The organism is Sinisalibacter lacisalsi, from assembly GCF_014640115.1.
Lineage (GTDB): Bacteria > Pseudomonadota > Alphaproteobacteria > Rhodobacterales > Rhodobacteraceae > Sinisalibacter > Sinisalibacter lacisalsi.
The window spans coordinates 109,517-127,644 of sequence record NZ_BMGI01000005.1 but is presented as its reverse complement, the minus strand read 5'-3'; the positions used below and the strand labels follow the sequence as shown (position 1 = coordinate 127,644).

Annotated in this window: 18 protein-coding genes; 2 read left to right on the top strand and 16 right to left on the bottom strand. The window is 66.9% G+C overall.

Translation table 11 applies throughout. The features are described from left to right. The first annotated feature begins 6 nt into the window (after nt 1-6). Entirely contained in the window at nt 7-1,431 is a 1,425-nt protein-coding gene (locus tag IEW01_RS14610) for an FAD-binding oxidoreductase (RefSeq protein WP_188529043.1), read from the top strand. 160 nt (nt 1,432-1,591) lie between these two features. Here the strand turns inward: IEW01_RS14610 and IEW01_RS14605 are convergent, their stop codons facing one another. The 9 genes from IEW01_RS14605 to IEW01_RS14565 form a co-directional block, all read right to left on the bottom strand. Then, complete coding sequence (locus IEW01_RS14605; RefSeq protein WP_188529041.1) at nt 1,592-2,146, bottom strand: DUF2231 domain-containing protein; 555 nt, start codon at nt 2,144-2,146, stop codon at nt 1,592-1,594. Between the two features lie 2 nt (nt 2,147-2,148). Further along, nucleotides 2,149-3,468: an ethylbenzene dehydrogenase-related protein gene (locus tag IEW01_RS14600; RefSeq protein WP_229738291.1), complete on the bottom strand. Its 1,320-nt coding sequence runs from the start codon at nt 3,466-3,468 to the stop codon at nt 2,149-2,151. Between the two features lie 441 nt (nt 3,469-3,909). Beyond that, entirely contained in the window at nt 3,910-4,350 is a 441-nt protein-coding gene (locus tag IEW01_RS14595) for a VOC family protein (RefSeq protein WP_188529037.1), read from the bottom strand. 192 nt (nt 4,351-4,542) lie between these two features. Continuing rightward, a complete protein-coding gene (locus IEW01_RS14590; protein WP_188529035.1) occupies nt 4,543-5,886 on the bottom strand; it encodes a TrkH family potassium uptake protein in 1,344 nt (447 codons plus the stop codon). An 18-nt stretch (nt 5,887-5,904) separates the two neighbouring features. Then, nucleotides 5,905-6,567, bottom strand: a complete 663-nt coding sequence (locus IEW01_RS14585; protein ID WP_188529033.1) for a potassium channel family protein — start codon at nt 6,565-6,567, stop codon at nt 5,905-5,907. Between the two features lie 239 nt (nt 6,568-6,806). After that, nucleotides 6,807-7,337 (bottom strand): adenine phosphoribosyltransferase, encoded by a 531-nt coding sequence (locus tag IEW01_RS14580; protein ID WP_188529031.1) that lies wholly within the window; start codon nt 7,335-7,337, stop codon nt 6,807-6,809. A gap of 93 nt (nt 7,338-7,430) precedes the next feature. Next, nucleotides 7,431-8,099, bottom strand: coding sequence for a DUF2927 domain-containing protein (locus IEW01_RS14575; protein WP_188529029.1), 669 nt, complete (start codon nt 8,097-8,099; stop codon nt 7,431-7,433). Then, nucleotides 8,096-8,959, bottom strand: a complete 864-nt coding sequence (locus IEW01_RS14570) for an S-methyl-5'-thioadenosine phosphorylase (protein ID WP_188529027.1) — start codon at nt 8,957-8,959, stop codon at nt 8,096-8,098. The genes IEW01_RS14575 and IEW01_RS14570 overlap by 4 nt, the downstream gene beginning before the upstream one ends. Before the next feature lie 159 nt (nt 8,960-9,118). Next, nucleotides 9,119-9,724: a flavin reductase family protein gene (locus IEW01_RS14565; RefSeq protein WP_188529025.1), complete on the bottom strand. Its 606-nt coding sequence runs from the start codon at nt 9,722-9,724 to the stop codon at nt 9,119-9,121. 237 nt (nt 9,725-9,961) lie between these two features. Between IEW01_RS14565 and IEW01_RS14560 the strand changes: the two genes are divergently transcribed. Further along, nucleotides 9,962-10,453: a GNAT family N-acetyltransferase gene (locus tag IEW01_RS14560; protein WP_188529023.1), complete on the top strand. Its 492-nt coding sequence runs from the start codon at nt 9,962-9,964 to the stop codon at nt 10,451-10,453. On the opposite strand, the gene IEW01_RS14555 is transcribed toward IEW01_RS14560, so the two are convergent. From IEW01_RS14555 to metG, 7 genes are all read right to left on the bottom strand, one after another. After that, nucleotides 10,440-10,667 (bottom strand): hypothetical protein, encoded by a 228-nt coding sequence (locus tag IEW01_RS14555; protein ID WP_188529021.1) that lies wholly within the window; start codon nt 10,665-10,667, stop codon nt 10,440-10,442. The genes IEW01_RS14560 and IEW01_RS14555 overlap by 14 nt on opposite strands. A 70-nt stretch (nt 10,668-10,737) precedes the next feature. After that, complete coding sequence (gene ptsP / locus IEW01_RS14550; RefSeq protein WP_188529019.1) at nt 10,738-12,996, bottom strand: phosphoenolpyruvate--protein phosphotransferase; 2,259 nt, start codon at nt 12,994-12,996, stop codon at nt 10,738-10,740. A gap of 9 nt (nt 12,997-13,005) precedes the next feature. Then, nucleotides 13,006-14,244, bottom strand: coding sequence for an aspartate kinase (locus tag IEW01_RS14545; RefSeq protein ID WP_188529017.1), 1,239 nt, complete (start codon nt 14,242-14,244; stop codon nt 13,006-13,008). 73 nt (nt 14,245-14,317) lie between these two features. After that, on the bottom strand, nt 14,318-15,217 hold the full coding sequence (locus IEW01_RS14540) for a glycosyltransferase (RefSeq protein WP_188529015.1): 900 nt from the start codon (nt 15,215-15,217) through the stop codon (nt 14,318-14,320). 68 nt (nt 15,218-15,285) lie between these two features. After that, on the bottom strand, nt 15,286-15,714 hold the full coding sequence (locus IEW01_RS14535; RefSeq protein ID WP_188529013.1) for a DUF1178 family protein: 429 nt from the start codon (nt 15,712-15,714) through the stop codon (nt 15,286-15,288). A 59-nt stretch (nt 15,715-15,773) separates the two neighbouring features. Beyond that, nucleotides 15,774-16,247, bottom strand: a complete 474-nt coding sequence (locus IEW01_RS14530) for an NUDIX hydrolase (protein WP_229738290.1) — start codon at nt 16,245-16,247, stop codon at nt 15,774-15,776. A gap of 140 nt (nt 16,248-16,387) precedes the next feature. Further along, a complete protein-coding gene (gene metG / locus IEW01_RS14525; protein WP_188529011.1) occupies nt 16,388-18,106 on the bottom strand; it encodes a methionine--tRNA ligase in 1,719 nt (572 codons plus the stop codon). Between the last annotated feature and the right edge of the window lie 22 nt (nt 18,107-18,128).

Genomic DNA, 18,128 nt, shown 5'->3' with positions numbered 1-18,128 from the left:
GGGGCCATGACCACGCCGCCGCTCAACCCCGCCGATGATGCCTTCGCCGCCCGCCTGCGCGCGGCGGGGCTGCCCGAGGATGCCTTTCGCCCGGTCGAGCCGCGCTATCTCGAGGAACGGCGCGGGCTGCTGCAGGGGCGGGCCGGGCTGGTCGTCGCGCCGCGCGTGACCGAGGAGGTGGCCACGGTGATCCGGGCCGCGAACACGGCGCGGGTGGGCGTGGTGCCCTATGGCGGCGGCACCGGGCTGGTGGGCGGGCAGGTCTGCGCCGATGGCCCCGCGCCGCTGGTGCTCTCGCTGGAGCGGATGGGGGCGATCCGGGGCGTCTGGCCGGAGGAGAACGTGCTGGTGGCCGAGGCGGGCGCGGTGCTCGCGGAGGTGCAGGCGGCGGCCGAGGCGGTGGACCGGCTGTTCCCGCTCTCGCTCGCCTCTGAGGGCACGGCGCGGATCGGCGGCACGCTCGCCACCAACGCCGGTGGCGTGAACGTGCTGCGCTACGGCAACGCGCGCGAGCTGTGCCTCGGGATCGAGGCGGTGCTGCCCGACGGCTCGGTGATGCACGGGCTGAAGCGGCTGCGGAAAGACAACACCGGCTACGATCTGCGCGGGCTCCTGGTCGGCGCCGAGGGCACGCTCGGGGTGATCACGGCGGCGGCGCTCAGGCTGTTCCCGCGGCCGGCGCGCGAAGGCACCGCGCTGATGGTGGTGGCAAGCCCGCGCGCGGCACTCGAACTGCTGGCGCTCGCCGGCGCACGGGTCGGCCCGGGGCTGAACGCGTTTGAACTGATCTCCGGGCAGGGGATGGGCTTCTTGGCCGAGACCGGCTGCACCGCCCGCGTGCCCTTCACCGATCTCCCCGACTGGGCGGTGCTGATCGACCTCGGGCTGGGGCCGGGGGACGACCCCGAGGCGGCGCTGGCCGACCTGTTCGAGGCGGGGGCCGCGGCGGGGCTGGTGTCGGACGGGGTGATCGCCCATTCCGAGGCGCAGCGCGCCGGGCTCTGGGCGATGCGCGAGCAGATCCCCGAGGCCAACAAGCGGGTGGGCGCGATCGGCTCGCACGACATTTCGCTGCCGCTCTCCGCGATTCCGGATTTTCTCGTGGTGGCGGGTGAGGCGGTGGCCCGGCTCGGTCCATACCGCGTCAACGCCTTCGGCCACCTCGGCGACGGCAACCTGCATTACAACGTCTTCCCGCCCGAGGGCCGGACGAAATCCGATTTCCCAGGCGCGCGGGAGATCGTGGCGCGCACGGTGCACGACATCGTGGCGGGCTTCGACGGTTCGTTCTCGGCCGAACACGGCGTCGGCCGCTTCAAGGTGGACGACCTCGCCCGCTACGGCGACCCGGCCCGGCTCGCGGTCATGCGGGCGATCAAGGCGGCGCTTGACCCGCAGGGGATCATGAACCCGGGCGCGGTGCTTGGGTAGGGGGGATGTGTCCTGGAAAGGGGGGTCCAGGCAAGCGACGACCGCTGCAGAATGTGGTGCCTTGTTTCAAATCCGCCCGGCCGAGCCTCTCCGGCAGGTGACCGCCGCAAGAAAATGGGGGGCAAGGCCCCCCATTTCGGCTTCGTTCAAACCGTTCGTGTCAGTTCTGCGCCTTGCCCCGCCCGAGGAAGCCCAGGGCGAGAAGAGCGGCAGCGACGACCACGATGATGACCAGGGTCAGGTTCGGCACGTAGTAGGTCGAGTAGATCTCCCAGCCCAACAGGCGCAGGACATCCCCCACCTCGGTGTAGATGCCGACCAGGTGCCCGCCCAGCGTTCCGGTGATACCGACCAGCACGACGCCGATACCGGCCACCGCGACCATCACCCAGCGCGACAGACCGGTCCAGATCTCCTCGCCATGCAGGTAATGGACCACGGCGAGCAGCGCGTAATAGGCCAGCGACCAGCTCGCCAACAGCATGTGGTTGCGCCCCATCGGCGTGGAAGAAAGCGTTGCCCAGGGCCAGACCAGCAGGCCGACCGTGTAGGCAGCCGCCCCGAGGATCACGCCAAGGATGAGAAACACCGGCAAGGCCCGGTCCATCGCCAGCCCGAGCGGGCCGGAGTTCAGGGCCCGTATGACAATCGCCAGCGAGGCGACCATCCAGAGGGCAATCGGGAAGTGGACCAATACGACATGATAAGCGGCCATTTTCAGGCTCCTTTCCGGGAAGCGATCGTTGCATTCAAGGCAAAGCCGAAGGCGAAGATCAGGGCGACCCCTGCGATCAGCGTCAGCAGCCACTGGCGGCGGATCTCGTCTCGGAACTCGACCTCGACACCATAGACCGCGAGTTGTTCCGGGCTGTGCCGGGCTTCGACCGGGATACCCTCGGCGATGCTCGACGCCCCGGCGTGGTGGGCGCTGTTGAGCATCGCCCATGTCACCTGGCCCGGGTAGAACAGGGTCACGTCGGTCCATGCGTCACCCCAGACCGGCGTCGTGCCGGTGAAGCGCGCCGCGTTGATGTCGGCCTCGTGCGCGAGCCCCAGCGTGCTGGGCAGCGACACATAGTGCCAGCGCCCGCCCGTGGCGTTGCGGTGGATCGCGAAAGCGACGTCATAGGTGCCGTGATCCTTGAGGATCTTGTCGTCCATCGGGTTGCCGGTATCGAGCCTGCGCGACAGGGTCACGTCCCAGAAGCCATCGGCCCAGCGGCCATCGGCGCTGATATCCCCGCGCGATCCGCTGCCGGGGCGCACGATCCGGCGCGGCAGCACGTCGCCGTCCTGCCAGCCGGCCTCGGGATCGAAGGGCACCGCGGCGTCCGCGATCAGGGCATAGGTCTGGTCTTGCGAGATCCGGCCTTCGCGCACGTCCTCCCAGTTCAGCGCCCGATACCCGGTTGCGTCGGCATCGAACATCACGAGCGGCTGACCGGCGTCGGAATCCCAGTTGGTGGTGTAGGGCGATGATCCGGCGTCGCCGCCGCGATCGGCAGCGACGTTCTGGTCATCGGCCTCGTCGATCGGGTTGGACCGCGCGCCGCGCCAGTGCCACAGGTCGATGAAGTAGCCGGCCCGACGCAGGCTCATCTGATCGCTTTCGGGAGCCATGTCATCCCAGGCCCCCAGGCTGTTGCGGGTCAGGGGAAGGTATTTGGAAACTTCCTCGGGCGCCTCGTCGGTCAATCCGGCCAGACCGTCGCCGATGGTGATATAGCCGCCATAGCGGCCGAATTCGGGCACGCTGCCGTCATCGAGCATCATCGCCACGCGGTCTTCGTGCATCCCGAACGGGTTCGGTCCGGGCATGCCGCCGCCCTCGCGGACCCACTTTCCATCCTCGTAACGCACGATATCGTGGAAAATACCCGGCCGCTCCGCGGGCCAGCGGTAGCGCATGAACATTGTCGTGCTGTTGTAGGCGGCCTGCACCTGCATGGGCACGGTCAGTTGATCTGGTATGCTGATGTTGCGGTCGTGGTCATCCACGACAACGCCGGTTCCATGGGTGACCCATGAAATCAGCAATGCGCCGGAAAATAATCCGATGGCGCCTAAAAGCTTGATATTTGACACTTTTTCCCCTCCTGCACGCGCGTTGCCGGATGGGAACGGAGGAGAGCCAACCTCCTCTCGATCAAATTTCAGAGCCGGGGTCACACGATGTAGTGAGTGATACAGGCTGCCATCAAGTCGCGCCGGACAGTCTGATCCATTGTTACGTTAAATCAATTGCACTGGTACGGACCCGTCCAGCCTTCGTTCCCCGCGGGGACACCGAACGGTTGTATTGTGTCCTTCCTCCCCTTCTCGATCAAGCATCTTCTGCCGATCAGGGTTTTTCGCGCGCCCCGCGGGAGCCGAAAAACCGGCCCGGCGTCGTGCCCCTCGGGTGGGCGGAGCAGCATCGGAGGGGTATTTTTTGCGGCTCAACCGCTCGCCGGTTTCGATGCCGCGCGAGGAAAGAGCTCAGCGCGGATCTTTTGCAACGAGCTCGACGGTGTTGCCATCCGGGTCGAAGGTGAAGACACCACGCCACCCGACCCAATCAAATGTTTCCACGTTGTATTCCAGGCCGAGTTTCTCGTACCAGGCGATAACCGCGTCCTGTTCTTCCCAGGGCAGACTGAGCGCAAGGTGATGGAGCGAGGAGCCCGGACCCGTTGCAGGGGGCGTTTCGCCGGCCCGGGTGTGGCCTGCGCCTTCGATGTCGTGACGGAACAGGGCCAGCACCGCCGTATGGCCGCCGAAACCCTCGGAGATACGAAAGAAAACGATGTGGCCGTTGTCGGGATCGTTGAACGGTTCGAGCCCGATCACATCGCGATAGAAAGCGACCATCGCGTCGAGATCGATGCACCGGATGGCGATTTCACCCAGTCCGCGGACAGTGAAACCTCGTTGAGACATGGACCTCCTCCTGATTGTTCATGCTGGGAGTAAATCGAGTTTTCTGAAAACTGCACCATGGGGGCAGGCTAGTGGATTTTCGGCTGGCGGCCAAATCGGTCTCGCGAGCCATCGAGAGCGATCTTTCCATCCGGCTTCTTTCGGTTCGAGGCCGCCGCTTGGCGGATCGGCCCCGCGTGCTCCGATCCGGCATCAGCCGAGATAGACCTTGCCTTCCGGGTATCGCACGCGCGGGGTTGTTCTCGTGGCGAGGAAGAAGCCGAGGGTGAGCGGTCCGACGCGGCCGAGGAACATGATCGCGATGATGACCGCGCGCCCGAACCCCGACAGTTCGCCGGTGTAGCCGCGCGAGAGGCCCACTGTGCCGAAGGCGCTGGCAACCTCGAAGCTCACATCGAGGAAATGGCCGTCGTGCGACGCCGCGAGCACGAACACCCCGAAAAACACAAGGATCGCGCTGATCGCCGTCAACGCCATCACCTTGAGCACCTGGTCCAGCCCGATGCTGCGCCCGAAGGCGTGAAGCTGTTGCTGGCGGCGGAAGAAGGCGACCGTGGCGATGATCATCACCACGAAGGTGGTCACCTTGATGCCGCCGGCTGTCGAGGTGGGTCCGCCGCCGATCAGCATGAGCGAGATGAACATCATCGAGGTGCTGTCGTGCAGAGCGCCGATATCGGTGGTGTTGAACCCGGCGGTGCGCGTCGTCACGCCCTGGAACCAGCTCACCGTCAGCCGCGCCAGCGCGCTCTGATGCTGGCCGAGCGTGCCGGGGTTGGTCCATTCCAGAACGGCGAACATCCCGACCGACCAGGGGATCAGGATCGCGGTTCCCAGGAGCATGATCTTGGTATGAAGCGACCATGCCCGCCAGCCCTTCTGGGTGAAGATATCGTGCAGAACCACGTATCCGATGCCGCCGATGATGAAGAGCGCGGGGATGACGGTATTGACCACAGGATCAGTGGCGAAGGGCACGAGGCCATTCGGAAAGGTCGAGAAACCGGCGTTGTTGAAAGCCGAGATCGAGTGAAAGATCGCCTCCCACGCCCCCGGCCAGAAGCCGAAACGCGGAATGAAGGTCAACCCAAGCAGCATCGCGCCCGCCACTTCGCAGAACAGAACGACCTTGAGGATCGTGATGACCAGCTTGGAAAGCTGGTGCAACGAGCTCTGGTTGAGGTCCTCGCGCAGATAGATCTTGCTGGTCAACCCGACCTGCAGCCCGAGCGCGCCGAGGATCAGGACGGCAAAGGTCATCAGGCCAAGGCCGCCCATCTGGATCAGGAACGCCACCACGATCTGGCCGAACAGGGTCAGGTCCGATCCGGTATCGAGCACGACGAGGCCGGTCACGGTCACGGCCGAAGTCGAGGTGAAGAACGCGTCAGACCACGAGATCGGAACCGTGCGGGCAAAGGGCAGCATGAGGGCGGCCGCGCCGAGCACGATCAGAACGCCGTAGAGCGCCGACAGGATCAGCGGCGGCGGAACGCTGGCCGCCTTGCCCGCCACCTTCTTGAAAAAAGCCTCCATCGCGGTGAACCAACGCGCCTAGAGCGCATCGCCGAAGCGGCGAAGCTCCGGCCGCTTGCCCAGCATGATAAGCTTGTCGCCGAATTCGAGAACCTGATCCGAGTTGTCGCAGGGCCGGTATTCGGTGCCCCGCATCAAACCGAGCAGCCGAAGATCATAGGTCGAGCCGATGCCGAGCGCTGCCACATCCTTGCCCTGCAGGCGCTCGGGTATCCCGATATTGACGACGCTGAAGCCATTGCCGAGGCTGACATAATCCTGAACCACCGGATTGTTGAGCATCTGCGCGATATGCCGGCCCATCTCCTGTTCGGGCAGGATCACGCGGTCGACCCCGAGTTTGGAGAGGATGCGGTGATGCGTCTTGTTCGAGGCCTTCACCCAGATCGTTTCCACCCCCAGCATCTTGAGGTTCATCGTTGTCAGGATGCTGGCCTGAATGTCGCGGCCGATGGCGATCAGGGCCACATCATACTGGTCCACGCCCGCTTCGCGCAGGGCCGCCTCGTCGGTGGTGTCGAGAATGACGCTGGAGGCGAGTGTTGATGCCATCTGGGTCACGCGTTTTTCGTCGAGATCGACGCCGATGACCTGGTTGCCGAAGCGGGCAAGCTCCGCCGCCACCGCGCCGCCGAAAGCTCCAAGCCCGATGACCGCGAAGGTTCGCGTTTCCTTGGCCATCAAAGTCTCCCAAGACCGTTAACGGAACTCGGACGCTGCAGCGCGGCGTTATCAAAGTCAACCCTGCAGAGCCCGGGCCAAGCTGGCGAGAAATCAGGTGGGTGCCCCACCACCACCCCAAAAAAAACCGCCCCGCCGCGGGTGACGGCGGGGCGGGCCACGTGGGTAAACGTGTGCACAAGCAGCGGCCCGCTCCCACGGGCCACGCTCTGTCTAGCGCAGGGGGGTTAACGCGAGGTTCACGCGCCCTCGAATTCGCACAGAACATGCACGTCGATGCCCATGTCCTCGAGCAGCGCGCGGCCGCCAAGCTCGGGCAGGTCGACGATGAAGGCGCAGCCGACGATCTCGCCGCCGAGTCGTTCGATCAGCTTGATCCCGGCCGCCGCGGTGCCGCCGGTGGCGAGAAGGTCATCCACCACCAGCACGCGCTCGCCGGGCTGGATCGCGTCGTCGTGGATCTCCATCACCGCCTCGCCGTATTCGAGCTGGTAGGCCTCGGAGAGCACCGCGCCGGGCAGCTTGCCCTTCTTGCGGATCGGCACGAAGCCAAGCGTGAGTTGGTGGGCGATGGCGCCGCCGATGATGAAGCCGCGCGCCTCCAGCCCCACCACCTTGTCGATGCGCTGCCCGGCGTAGGGGTGCAGCATCTGGTCGATCGTCATTCGAAAGCCGCGCGGGTCGGCGAAGAGCGTGGTGACATCGCGGAACATGATCCCTTCGTGGGGGAAATCGACGATGGTGCGGATGTAGTCTTTCACGGTTTTCATCGCGGGGCGTTCTCCGTGTTGCGGGCGATGGGAATGATGGAAGCAGGGGCGGGCGTGGGCAGGAGCGGGCCGCAGGTGGCGTCGGGCATGGCCTCAGGCTCCCCCGTAATGGCGGCGCAGCGCCATGATGTCTTGCGGCGCGAGGTCGGTGGCGCTGTTGGTTCCCTGGTCAAGCACCGAGACACCGCGATAGGCGGGGCCGCCGATATCGGTCAACAGCCCCATGGCCTGGGTCAGCTCCTCGAGCATGACGCTTTCGTAGGCGCGGGTTTCCAGCGTGGTGGAAAACACCACGGCGGCGCGGGTGATGAAGCCGGTATCGTGGTCGAACAGCACCCGGGTGGAGGCGCCGCCGAGCCGCCCGCCGTCGACGCCTTCGATCCCGGTGCCCGCGATCGGCTGGCCGCGCGCGATGCCGAGAAAGAAGATCTCGATCTCGGCGGGCGCGTCCGCATCCACCCGGGCGAGACGAAAGCCCGCGTCGGCCGCGTTGAGCGCCTGCATCGCGCGTTCGAGCGCCGCGTCGGCGCGCAGTTTCGGGCGGCCGAGGTAGGCGTCGTCGATCTGCCGCAGCGCCACCCTGATCGGCCGCGTCGCATCCCAGCGCACGAAGGGCTTCTGGCAGTCGCCGCCGGGCGGGGCGGCGCAGGCGACGGCGCGGTAGAAATCCTCGTCCGAAAGCCGGCCCGGCGCCTCGATGGCCTCCTGCGCCCCCGCCGGAACCGCGAGCAGGGCGAGCGCGAAGGCGGCGCGCGCGGTCACAGCACCCGGCCCGCCACCGCGTCGAGCCGGGCGACGAGGTCCGGGTCGCGCCGCTCGGGCGCGGTCATGATGGCGTGGTCGAGGGCGTGGTCGCAGCCATGTGGGCAGGGCGCGCGGGCGGCCCCGACGAGCGCCGGCAGCCGGGCGACGAGGGCGCGGGCGTGGTTGGCATTGGCGCCGAGAATGGCGATGATATCGGAGATATCCACCTCGCCGTGGTGCGGGTGCCAGCTGTCGTAGTCGGTGACCATCGCCACCGAGGCATAGCAGATCTCGGCTTCCCGGGCGAGCTTGGCCTCGGGCATGTTGGTCATCCCGATCACGTCGGCCCCCCATTGCTCGCGGTAGAGCCGCGATTCCGCCAGCGTGGAGAACTGCGGGCCTTCCATCGCGAGGTAGGTGCCGCCCATGTGCACCGTCACCCCCTCGGCGGCCTCGAAACAGGCGCGGGAGAGATCGGGGCAGGTGGGATGGGCGAGGCTCACATGCGCCACGCAGCCGGTGCCGAAGAAGCTCTTCTCGCGCGCGAAAGCGCGGTCGATGAACTGGTCGATGATGACGAAATCGCCCGGCGCGAGCTCCTCGCGGAACGAACCGCAGGCCGAGACGCTGACGATATCGGTCACGCCGAGCCGCTTCAACGCGTCGATATTGGCGCGGTAGGGCACGCTGGAGGGGGAATGCACGTGGCCGCGCCCATGGCGGGGCAGGAAGGCCATCCGCACCCCGTCGAGCCGGCCGGTGAGGATCGCGTCGGAGGGTGGCCCCCAGGGGGTTTCGACCGTCACCCAGTCCGCCCCTTCGAGCCCGTCGATCTCGTAGAGGCCCGAGCCGCCGATGACGCCGATCACACGTTCCATGCCGTTCTCCTGTCTGGCCTGCACCGAGGATGCAAAAGCGGTACCCGAATGCAACTTGAAAGCGCCTTGCGCCGGGGCGAGGCCGGCTCGCGCCGGGGGCGGGGGCCAAGAATTTTTGAAAAACCTTGCCACGATCCCGCGCAGGATCGTGGCCCGGCCTCAATCGTTCGGGCGGGCAAGCTCGAAGTAGTCGCGCACGATCGTGTAGTCGCGGTAGCCGAGGCGCGCGACGAGGCCGAACCGGGCGATGTCGAACTTGCCGTCGGAGAGGCAATCGTCGCGCAGGTGCACACCCACGACCTCGCCGAACACCACGAAGTTGTCGGTGCCCTTGAGCTTGACGACCTGCGTCATCCGGCATTCGAGCGCGGCCGGGGCCAGCGCCACGCGCGAACAGGCGATCTCCTTGCAGGCCGCCTTGGTGACGCGGGCGGCGGCGAATTCATCGGTGCGCGCGGGGAAGGCGGCGGAGGAGGCGTTCATCTCGTTGATCCCCTCTTCTTCCACCACGTTGACGCAGAACACCCCGGTCTGCTCGATGTTGCCCAGCGTGTCCTTGCCGCGCAGCCGGTCGGGCTTGGCGCCGGTGGTGGAAAACATCACCTGCGGCGGATCGTAGGCGGCGCCGTTGAAGAAGCTGTAGGGCGCGAGGTTGTCGTGGCCGTCGCTGCCGCGGGTCGAGATCCAGCCGATTGGGCGCGGCGCGATGATCGCGTTGAACGGGTTGTGCGGCAGGCCGTGGCCGTCTTCGGGGCGGTAGAACATCCGGTTTCCTCATTCTCGCTTCGAGGCCGTGATAGAGCAGTGCCGCGCCGACCGGAAGGGGGCTCGGGGCCGCGCTGGAAAAGCTCACGAGCCCGTGTTAAGGCCTTCGCCTGAAAACGGGATCCTGTTTTCGGACAACATGGCGCGAAACACCGGGCGCCCCGGAGACCAGGCGCGAGGCGGCCCTCGCGCAGGGCGGGGTTTGGCCGAAGGCGGCGCGGGCACGGGGGGCGAGCGGTGTTCACGCTGGCAGAGGAAAAACCGGACGACTGGTGGGAGGTCGAGGCGCTGTATGACCTGTGCTTCGCGCCGGGGCGCGAGGCGCTGTCGTCCTACCGGCTGCGCGACGGGATCGACCCTGTCCCCGGACTTTCGCTCACCGCGCGCGACGCGGAGGGAATACTCGCCGGCGCGATCCGCTATTGGCCGGTGCGTGTCGGCGATGCCCCGGCGCTGCTGCTCGGCCCCGTCGCGGTGCACCCCACGCGGCAGGGCGAGGGGCTCGGCGGGCTGCTTATTCGCGAGAGCCTCGCGCTGGCCGCCGCGTTGGGATGGCAGCGGGTTCTGCTGGTGGGCGACCAGCCCTATTATTCGCGCTTCGGGTTCGAGCGGCTCGATGGCGTGATCATGCCGCCCCCGACGAACCCCGACCGGGTGCTGGGCGCGACGCTGGTGCCGGGCGCCTGGGACGGGATCACCGGCCAGGTGGGCCGGGTTACCGGGAAATGACCGGCGCCCGCGATCCTGCCGGCCGCTCGGCCCGGGCGCGCGCGGTGGGCCAGACCGGCGCCAGCGCCACGATCAGGGCGGTGAGCACCACCGCGCCGAGGCTGAACAGGCCATAGGCCGCAAGCGCCGCCAGCATGCCGCCGCCGCCCGCGAGCGCCATCACCGCGGCGCTGCCGCCGACCGCGAAACCGATCATCACCAGAACGAGAATCATCTTTCACCTCCACTGTCTGCCGAGGCAGGTTGGGGGGGAAACCTTAAGGCGGCGCTAATGCGGGGCGGCCTCAGGGGGTCGGCGGATGTGGTTTGTAGAGGTACTCGATCACCGCCGGGCGCACCGACTGCGCCCCCGATCCGCGGGCGGTATCAATGACCTTGCGCAATTGCGCGAGGTTGGTGCGCCGGATCAGGTGCTTGACCGGCCCGATCGACGCCGGGCGCATCGACAGGCTGCGCAGCCCGAGCGCGGCGAAGGTCACCGCCTCGATCGGCCGGCCGGCATCTTCGCCGCAGAAGCTCAGCGGCGTGCCGGCCTCGGCGCAGCGGCGGATGATCATCTCGATCATGTTGAGGAAGGACACGTTGAGCGTATCGTAGCGCCGCCGCACGCGTTCGTTCTCGCGGTCGGCGGCGAAGAAGAACTGCTTGAGATCGTTGCCGCCGATCGAGATGAAATCGGCCTCGTCATAGAATTGCGCCGGCGAGAAGGCCAGCGAGGGGGTTTCGAGCATCGCGCCGATCTTGATCTCGGTGGGCAGGATGTGACCCATGCGCCGCTCGCGTTCGACCTCGCGCAGGAACAATTCGCGCGCGTCGCGGAACTCCTGCAACTGCGCGATGAAGGGAAACATCACGGTGAGCTTTCGGCCGGTCGCGGCGCGGATCATCGCCTGGGCCTGCATCCGCATCACGCCGGGCTTGTCGAGGCCGAGGCGGATCGCCCGCCAGCCGAGCGCCGGGTTGGGCTCGTCCTGCGGCTTCATGTAGGGCAGCACCTTGTCGGAGCCGATATCGAGGGTGCGGAACACCACCTGTTTGTCGCCGGCCCGGTCGAGCACGCGGGAATAGAGCTGCGCCAGCTCGCCCCGGCGCGGCACCCGCGATTGGGTGAGAAACTGCAGCTCGGTGCGGAACAGCCCCACCCCCTCGGCGCCGGAACTTTCCAGGCTGGGCAGGTCGGCCATCAGCCCGGCGTTCATCGTCAGCCGCACGCGCACACCGTCGTCGCTTTCGGCCGGCTGGTCGCGTAGCGAGACGTAACGCTCCTGCTGCGCCGCCTCCATCGCCATCTTGTCGCGAAAGCTGTCGATCACGGCTTCCTCGGGCCGCAGGTGGACGATGCCGTGCTCGCCGTCGACGAGGATGAGATCGCCGTTCAGCGCCTCTGCCGTCACCGGCCCGGCATGAACGATCAGCGGGATCGCCCAGGCGCGGGCGACGATCGCGGCATGGCTCGCCACCGAGCCCTCTTCCAGAACGATGCCGCGCAACTTGCGGCGGCCGTATTCCAGCAGTTCGCCGGGGCCGATGTTCGAGGCCACGAGGATCGGGTCTTCCGGCATTTCGGCCCCGGTTTCCTTGCCCTGTCCGGTGAGGATGCGCAGCAGCCGGTTGGAGAGATCGTTGAGATCGTGCAGCCGCTCGCGCAGGTAGGGGTCGGGCACCTGGCTCATCCGGGCGCGGGCCGAGGTCTGTTCCTTCTCGACCGCCGCCGCCGCCGAGAGGCCGCGCGCGATGTCTTCCTCCATCCGCCGCCGCCAGCCGCGCGAATTGGCGAACATGCGGTAGGCCTCGAGCACCTGCATCTGTTCCTTGTCGGCGCCATCGGCGGTGGCGAGCAGCTCGTCGACCGAAACGCGCAGGGTTTCGATCGCGGCGTCGAGCTTCTTGAGTTCTTCCGCCGGGTCGTCGGCGATCGGGTTGGTGACCACCACGCGCGGCTCGTGCAGCCAGACGTGGCCCATGGCGCTGCCTTCCTGGCCGATGCCGCCCTTGAAGGTGGCCGGGCGCTGGTGCAGCGCCGCGAGCGCCGCGCCTTCACCGACGAAGGCGCCAAGCTCGGTCATCTCGGCGATGACCATGGCCACCACCTCCATGCCGTAGATCTCGTCTTCGGAGAAGCTGCGCGCCTCCTTCGATTGCACCACCAGCACGCCGAGCGTTTCGCCCAGCCGCTGGATCGGCACGCCGAGGAAGGAGGAATAGATTTCCTCGCCGGTCTCGGCCATGTAGCGAAACCCGCGCTCGGAAGGGGCATCGGCGCTGTTGATCGGACGCTTGGTGCGCGCGACGCGGCCCACAAGGCCCTCACCGACGCGCATCCGCGTCTTGTGCACGGCCTCGGGCTTGAGGCCCTCGGTGGCGGAAAGCTCGAGCGTATCGGCATCGCGGAACAGGTAGATCGAGCAGACCTCGAGCCCCATCGATTCGGCGATGATGGTGGTGATCCGGTCAAGCCGTTCCTGCCCGGCCGAATCCTCCGCGAGCGCCGCTTTCAGGCGGCCGAGCAGTTTTCGGCTGTCACTTTCGCGGTTTTGGGGCATGCCGGGCGTTCACGATGCTTTCTCCAGTTCGAAGGCATCATGCAGCGCCTGCACGGCAAGTTCCATGTATTTCCTGTCGATCAGAACGGAAATCTTGATCTCGGAAGTTGTGATGACCTTGATGTTGATCCCCTCGCGGGCGAGCACGTCGAACATCTTCGCCGCGATCCCGGCCTGGCTGCGCATGCCGATGCCGACGATCGACACCTTCGATACGTTGGTATCGGCGACGAGATCATGGAAGTTGATCTGGCCGGCCTCCTTGGCGGCGGTCAGCGCCTTTTCGGCACGCGTGACCTGCCCCACGGGGCAGGAGAAGGTCATGTCTGTGCGGCCCTCCTCGGAGATGTCCTGCACGATCATGTCGACGTTCACGCCGGCCTCGGCCAGCGGGCCGAAGATCGCGGCGGCAACGCCGGGGCGGTCGGCGACCGACACGAGGGTGAGCTTGGCCTCATCACGGCTGTAGGCCACGCCGGCAACGGCATTCTGTTCCACGATTTCCTCCTCGTCGCAGACAAGCGTGCCTGCCTCCGGGTCATATTCCGCAAAGCTCGAGAGCACGCGCAGCTTTACCTTGTAGCGCATCGCGAGTTCGACCGAACGGGTTTGCAACACCTTGGCCCCGAGCGAGGCCAGTTCGAGCATTTCCTCGAAGGCGATCTTGTCGAGCTTGCGCGCCTTGTTTTCGATCCGGGGGTCGGTGGTGTAGACCCCGTCGACATCGGTGTAGATATCGCAGCGTTCGGCGTCGAAGGCGGCGGCGAAGGCCACCGCGGTGGTGTCGGAGCCGCCCCGGCCCAGCGTGGTGATCCGGCCCTCGGGGCTGACGCCCTGGAAGCCGGCGACCACGGCCACCTTCATGCCCTCGGCGAACTTCGCCGTGATGTTGTCGCGCGGAATGTCTTCGATCCGCGCCGCCGAATGCGCGCCGGTGGTCTTCACCGGCACCTGCCAGCCCTGCCACGAGCGGGCGGGGATATCCATTTCCTGCAGCCTGAGCGCCATCAGCCCGGCGGTGACATTTTCGCCCGAACTCACCACCGCGTCGTATTCGCGCGCGTCGTAGAGCGGCGAGGTTTCCTCGACCCAGCCGACCAGCTCGTTGGTCTTGCCCGACATCGCCGAGACGATCACGATCACGTCGTAGCCATTGGCGACCTCGCGCGCGACGCGCTTCGAGGCCCGGGCGATCCGGTCGAGGGTGGCCACCGAGGTGCCACCGAATTTCATCACCAGAACTGGCATGGAGGCGGGCTCCCGTTACAATCCTGCGCCTGATAGGGCCAGTGCCGGCAAAGCGCAAGAGGCGCGCGCGCCGCTACTGCGCGGCGCGTGCGGCGGCTTTCGGCACCGCCCTGATCTGCGGCAGGCCGCGCTTGCGGCCCTTGCCCGTCACTTTCGGCGGGGCGCCGGTTTCCGGCTCGAAATGGTTGCGCAGGAAGGGGAAGTAATCGAGCGCCGCGTCCACGTCGCCGGCGCGCAGGTTCTCGCCGCCGGTATGGTGGGCGGAGGAATCGTTCAGGCCGTGAATGGCGCGCAGGTAATAGGGCCGCTTGTGGGTGATCATCATCGACGGATGGCGCTCGCCGACGCGCTTGTGGCTGGTCATGAACGGGTTGCGCCGGGTGTTGCCGGGCGCGACGAGGGCAAGGCCGAGGTTGGTATAGGGCACGTGGCGGCGGTCGAGCCAGCTCAGCGTGCCGCCTTCGATCCCGAGCGTCAGCCCGCGCGGGAAGGAGAGAAACACGTAATCGTCGGGGTTGTGATCGTCGGCGAGCGCGAGCGGGCCGTAGTAGCGCAGCATCTCGACGAAATCCTTCGCCACCGCGTCGTCGTCGTCGAGCACGGTCTGGGCCACGATCTTGTCGGCCATGTTCTCGTTCACCGCGTCGTGCAGGTATTGCCTGGCCGACCCCTTGGGCCGGAACATCAGCTGCACCCGGTCAGCGCCCAGCATGTCGTTGAGAAGCTCGCGCAGGCGCGCCTGGAACGGCTCGGGCATCAGCTCGGACGACAGCACCATCATGCGGAAATCGCGATCGGTCTGGTCGACGAGGCTGGGCAGCGTGATGGTTTCGAAATGCTTCAGCCGCCCGTCGAGCCGTTCGGGCTCGAACAAAAGCCCCGGATCGGCCGCCGCCTTCGATTTCCAGCCCGACTGGCCGTAGAACGAAAACCGGGTCTGGAAGACCACCTCGATCGGCCCCTCGTCGCGCATCTGCTCACCTCGTCACGCACCTTGTTTTTCCGGCAGACTAGCAGACCGGCGCCGGGCCGCAAAGCGGCTCAGTTGATCTTGCGCGTGGGGGTGAAGGGCAGGGGGGCGACCGGCACGCCATCCTCGATCAGCGCGATCGCCTCCTCGGGCTTCGCCTCGCCGTAGATCGGCCGCTCCGGGGCGGTGCCGTCATGCATCGCGCGGGCCTCGCGGGCAAAGCGGGGGCCCACGTAGTCCGCCTCGGCCTCGACCTTGCGCTTGAGCGCGGCGATCGCCTTCTCGCGCTCGGTCTGGGGCGCGAGCTGTTCCGTCGGGGCCGGGGGGCGCGCGCGGGCCGGGCGGACATCGGGCGTCATCAGGGATTTCTCGATCCGATCCGCGCCGCAATCGGGGCAGCGCAACTGCCCCGCCGCTGCCAGCGCCTCGTAGGCGGCGGCATTGTGGAACCAGCTTTCAAATCGGTGCCCCTCGGGGCATTTCAGCGTGTAGCGGATCATCTCGTCATCCGGTCGGGTCGCGCGACTATGTAGGCACGCACCGCGTCCGCGCAAGCGTTTCAGTGCGCGTAGGCGCGCGGGTCGAAATGCTTGATCATCTGGCGCAGCTCGGGCTCCTGCAGCAGCGACGCGGCCCGTTTGCGGCTGACCCAGCGCCGCTTGCGGTCGCCCTTTTCGGGCCATTCCTTGTGCACCTTCTTCACCTTGAGCGCGAACATCGCCACCACGATCGGCAGGTTGTCGCCCTCGAACAGCTTCTGATAGGCGTAGAACCCGGCCGACACGTGCGACGGCGTGCCGGTCACGCCGGCCTCTTCCCAGGCCTCGGTGGCGGCGGCCTCGGCCGGGGTGGCGCCGTGCATCGGCCAGCCCTTGGGCAGAATCCAGCGCCCGGTGCCGCGCGAGGTGATCAGCAGGATCTCGACCTTGCCATCGTTCAACCGCCACGGAATCGCGCCGAACTGGCTGCGCACCTCGCGCTTGACGGCGCCCGCGAGCCGCATCGGATGCTGTCTGAGGTTGAGGGCTGTCACGCTGCCTTCCCCGAATATTTCGCCTGTGCGCGGGGCAAGTCTGCGCTGCCCGCCTCTTCTGCCTGAAGATCAGTGTAGCGGGTCTGGCACTGTTCTCAAAGCAAAACCGGACCGATTGACGCAGTCCGGGCGGCGGTTGGTCAGCCGCGCTGGCCTGCGAATTGCGCCTGCCAGGCCTCGCGTTGCTCGTCGGTGATCTTGGCGAAGAGCACCTCGGGCACCTCGAAACCGTGGCCGGGTTCGAGTACCTCGAGCGCGGCGCCGAGATCGTCGGGCCAGTCGGCGTTTTCGGTCTTCAGCGCGGCCAGCATCCCGGCGGCGGCATCGGGGATGAACGGCGCCGAGAGCACGGCGTAGACGCGGATCAGGTTGAGCATCAGCCGGATGATCGCGGCGGCGCGGTCCGGGTCTTCCTTGAACACCGCCCAGGGCGCCGCGCCTTGCAGGTATTCGTTGCCCACCGCCCAGATCGCGCGCAGCTCGGCGGCGGATTTGCGCACCTCCATCGCGTCCATCAGGCGGGCGTATTCGGCGATGCGGCGCGAAAGATCGGCGATCAGCGCCGTTTCGACCGGGCCGTATTCCCCGGCCGAGGGCACCTCTTCGCCGAATTTCGAGCGGCAGAACTTGGTGACCCGGCTAACGAAATTGCCCAGCACGTCGGCCAGGTCCTTGTTTACGCTGGTCTGGAAGTTTTCCCAAGTGAACTCGCTGTCGGCGTTCTCCGGCGCGTGGCTGAGCAGCCACCAGCGCCAGTAGTCGGAGGGCAGGATGTCGAGCGCCTGGTCCATGAACACGCCGCGGCCCTGGCTGGTGGAGAACTGGCCGCCATCGTAGTTGAGGTAGTTGAAGCTCTTGATGTAATCCACGAGCTTCCACGGCTCGCCCGAGCCCATCAGGGTCGCGGGGAACGACAGGGTGTGGAAGGGCACGTTGTCCTTGCCCATGAACTCGATGTAGCGCACGTCATCGGCGCCCTTGTCGGTGCGCCACCAGCGTTCCCAGGCCGCGTCGCCGAGCCCGTTGGCCTCGGCCCATTCGGCGGTCGCCGAGATGTATTCGATCGGCGCGTCGAACCAGACGTAGAAGACCTTGCCTTCCATGCCGGGCCAGTCCTCGGTGCCGCGCTTGACCGGGATGCCCCAGTCGAGATCGCGGGTGATGCCGCGGTCCTGCAGCCCGTCGCCGTCGTTGAGCCACTTCCTGGCGATCGAGGTGGTGAGCACCGGCCAATCGGTCTTTTCGTCGATCCAGGCGTCGAGCCGGTCGCGCATCAGCGACTGGCGCAGGAACAAATGCTTGGTCTCGCGCACCTCGAGGTCGGTCGAGCCGGAGATCGCCGAGCGCGGGTTGATCAGGTCGGTCGGGTCGAGCTGCTTGGTGCATTCCTCGCACTGGTCACCGCGGGCGCGCTCGTAGCCGCAGTTGGGGCAGGTGCCCTCGATGTAGCGGTCGGGCAGGAAGCGGCCATCGGCGTTGGAATAGACCTGCTTTTCGCTCACTTCCTCGATCAGCCCGGCTTCGGCCAGCTTGCCGGCGAGATGCTGCGTCAGGCGGTGGTTCTGCGGGCTGGAGGAGCGGCCGAAATGATCGAAGGAGAGCCGGAACCCCGCCGCCAGCCCGGCCTGGACCTCGTGCATCTCGGCGCAGTATTCCGCCACGTTCTGCCCGGCCTTGGCGGCGGCCAGTTCGGCCGGGGTGCCGTGCTCGTCGGTGGCGCAGATGAACATCACCTCGTGGCCGCGCGCCCGGGCGTAGCGGGCGAAAAGATCGGCGGGCAGCTGGCTGCCTACGAGGTTTCCGAGGTGCTTGATGCCGTTGATGTAAGGCAGCGCGGAGGTGATGAGGATGCGGGCCATGTGACGTCCTTGGCTTGGTTTC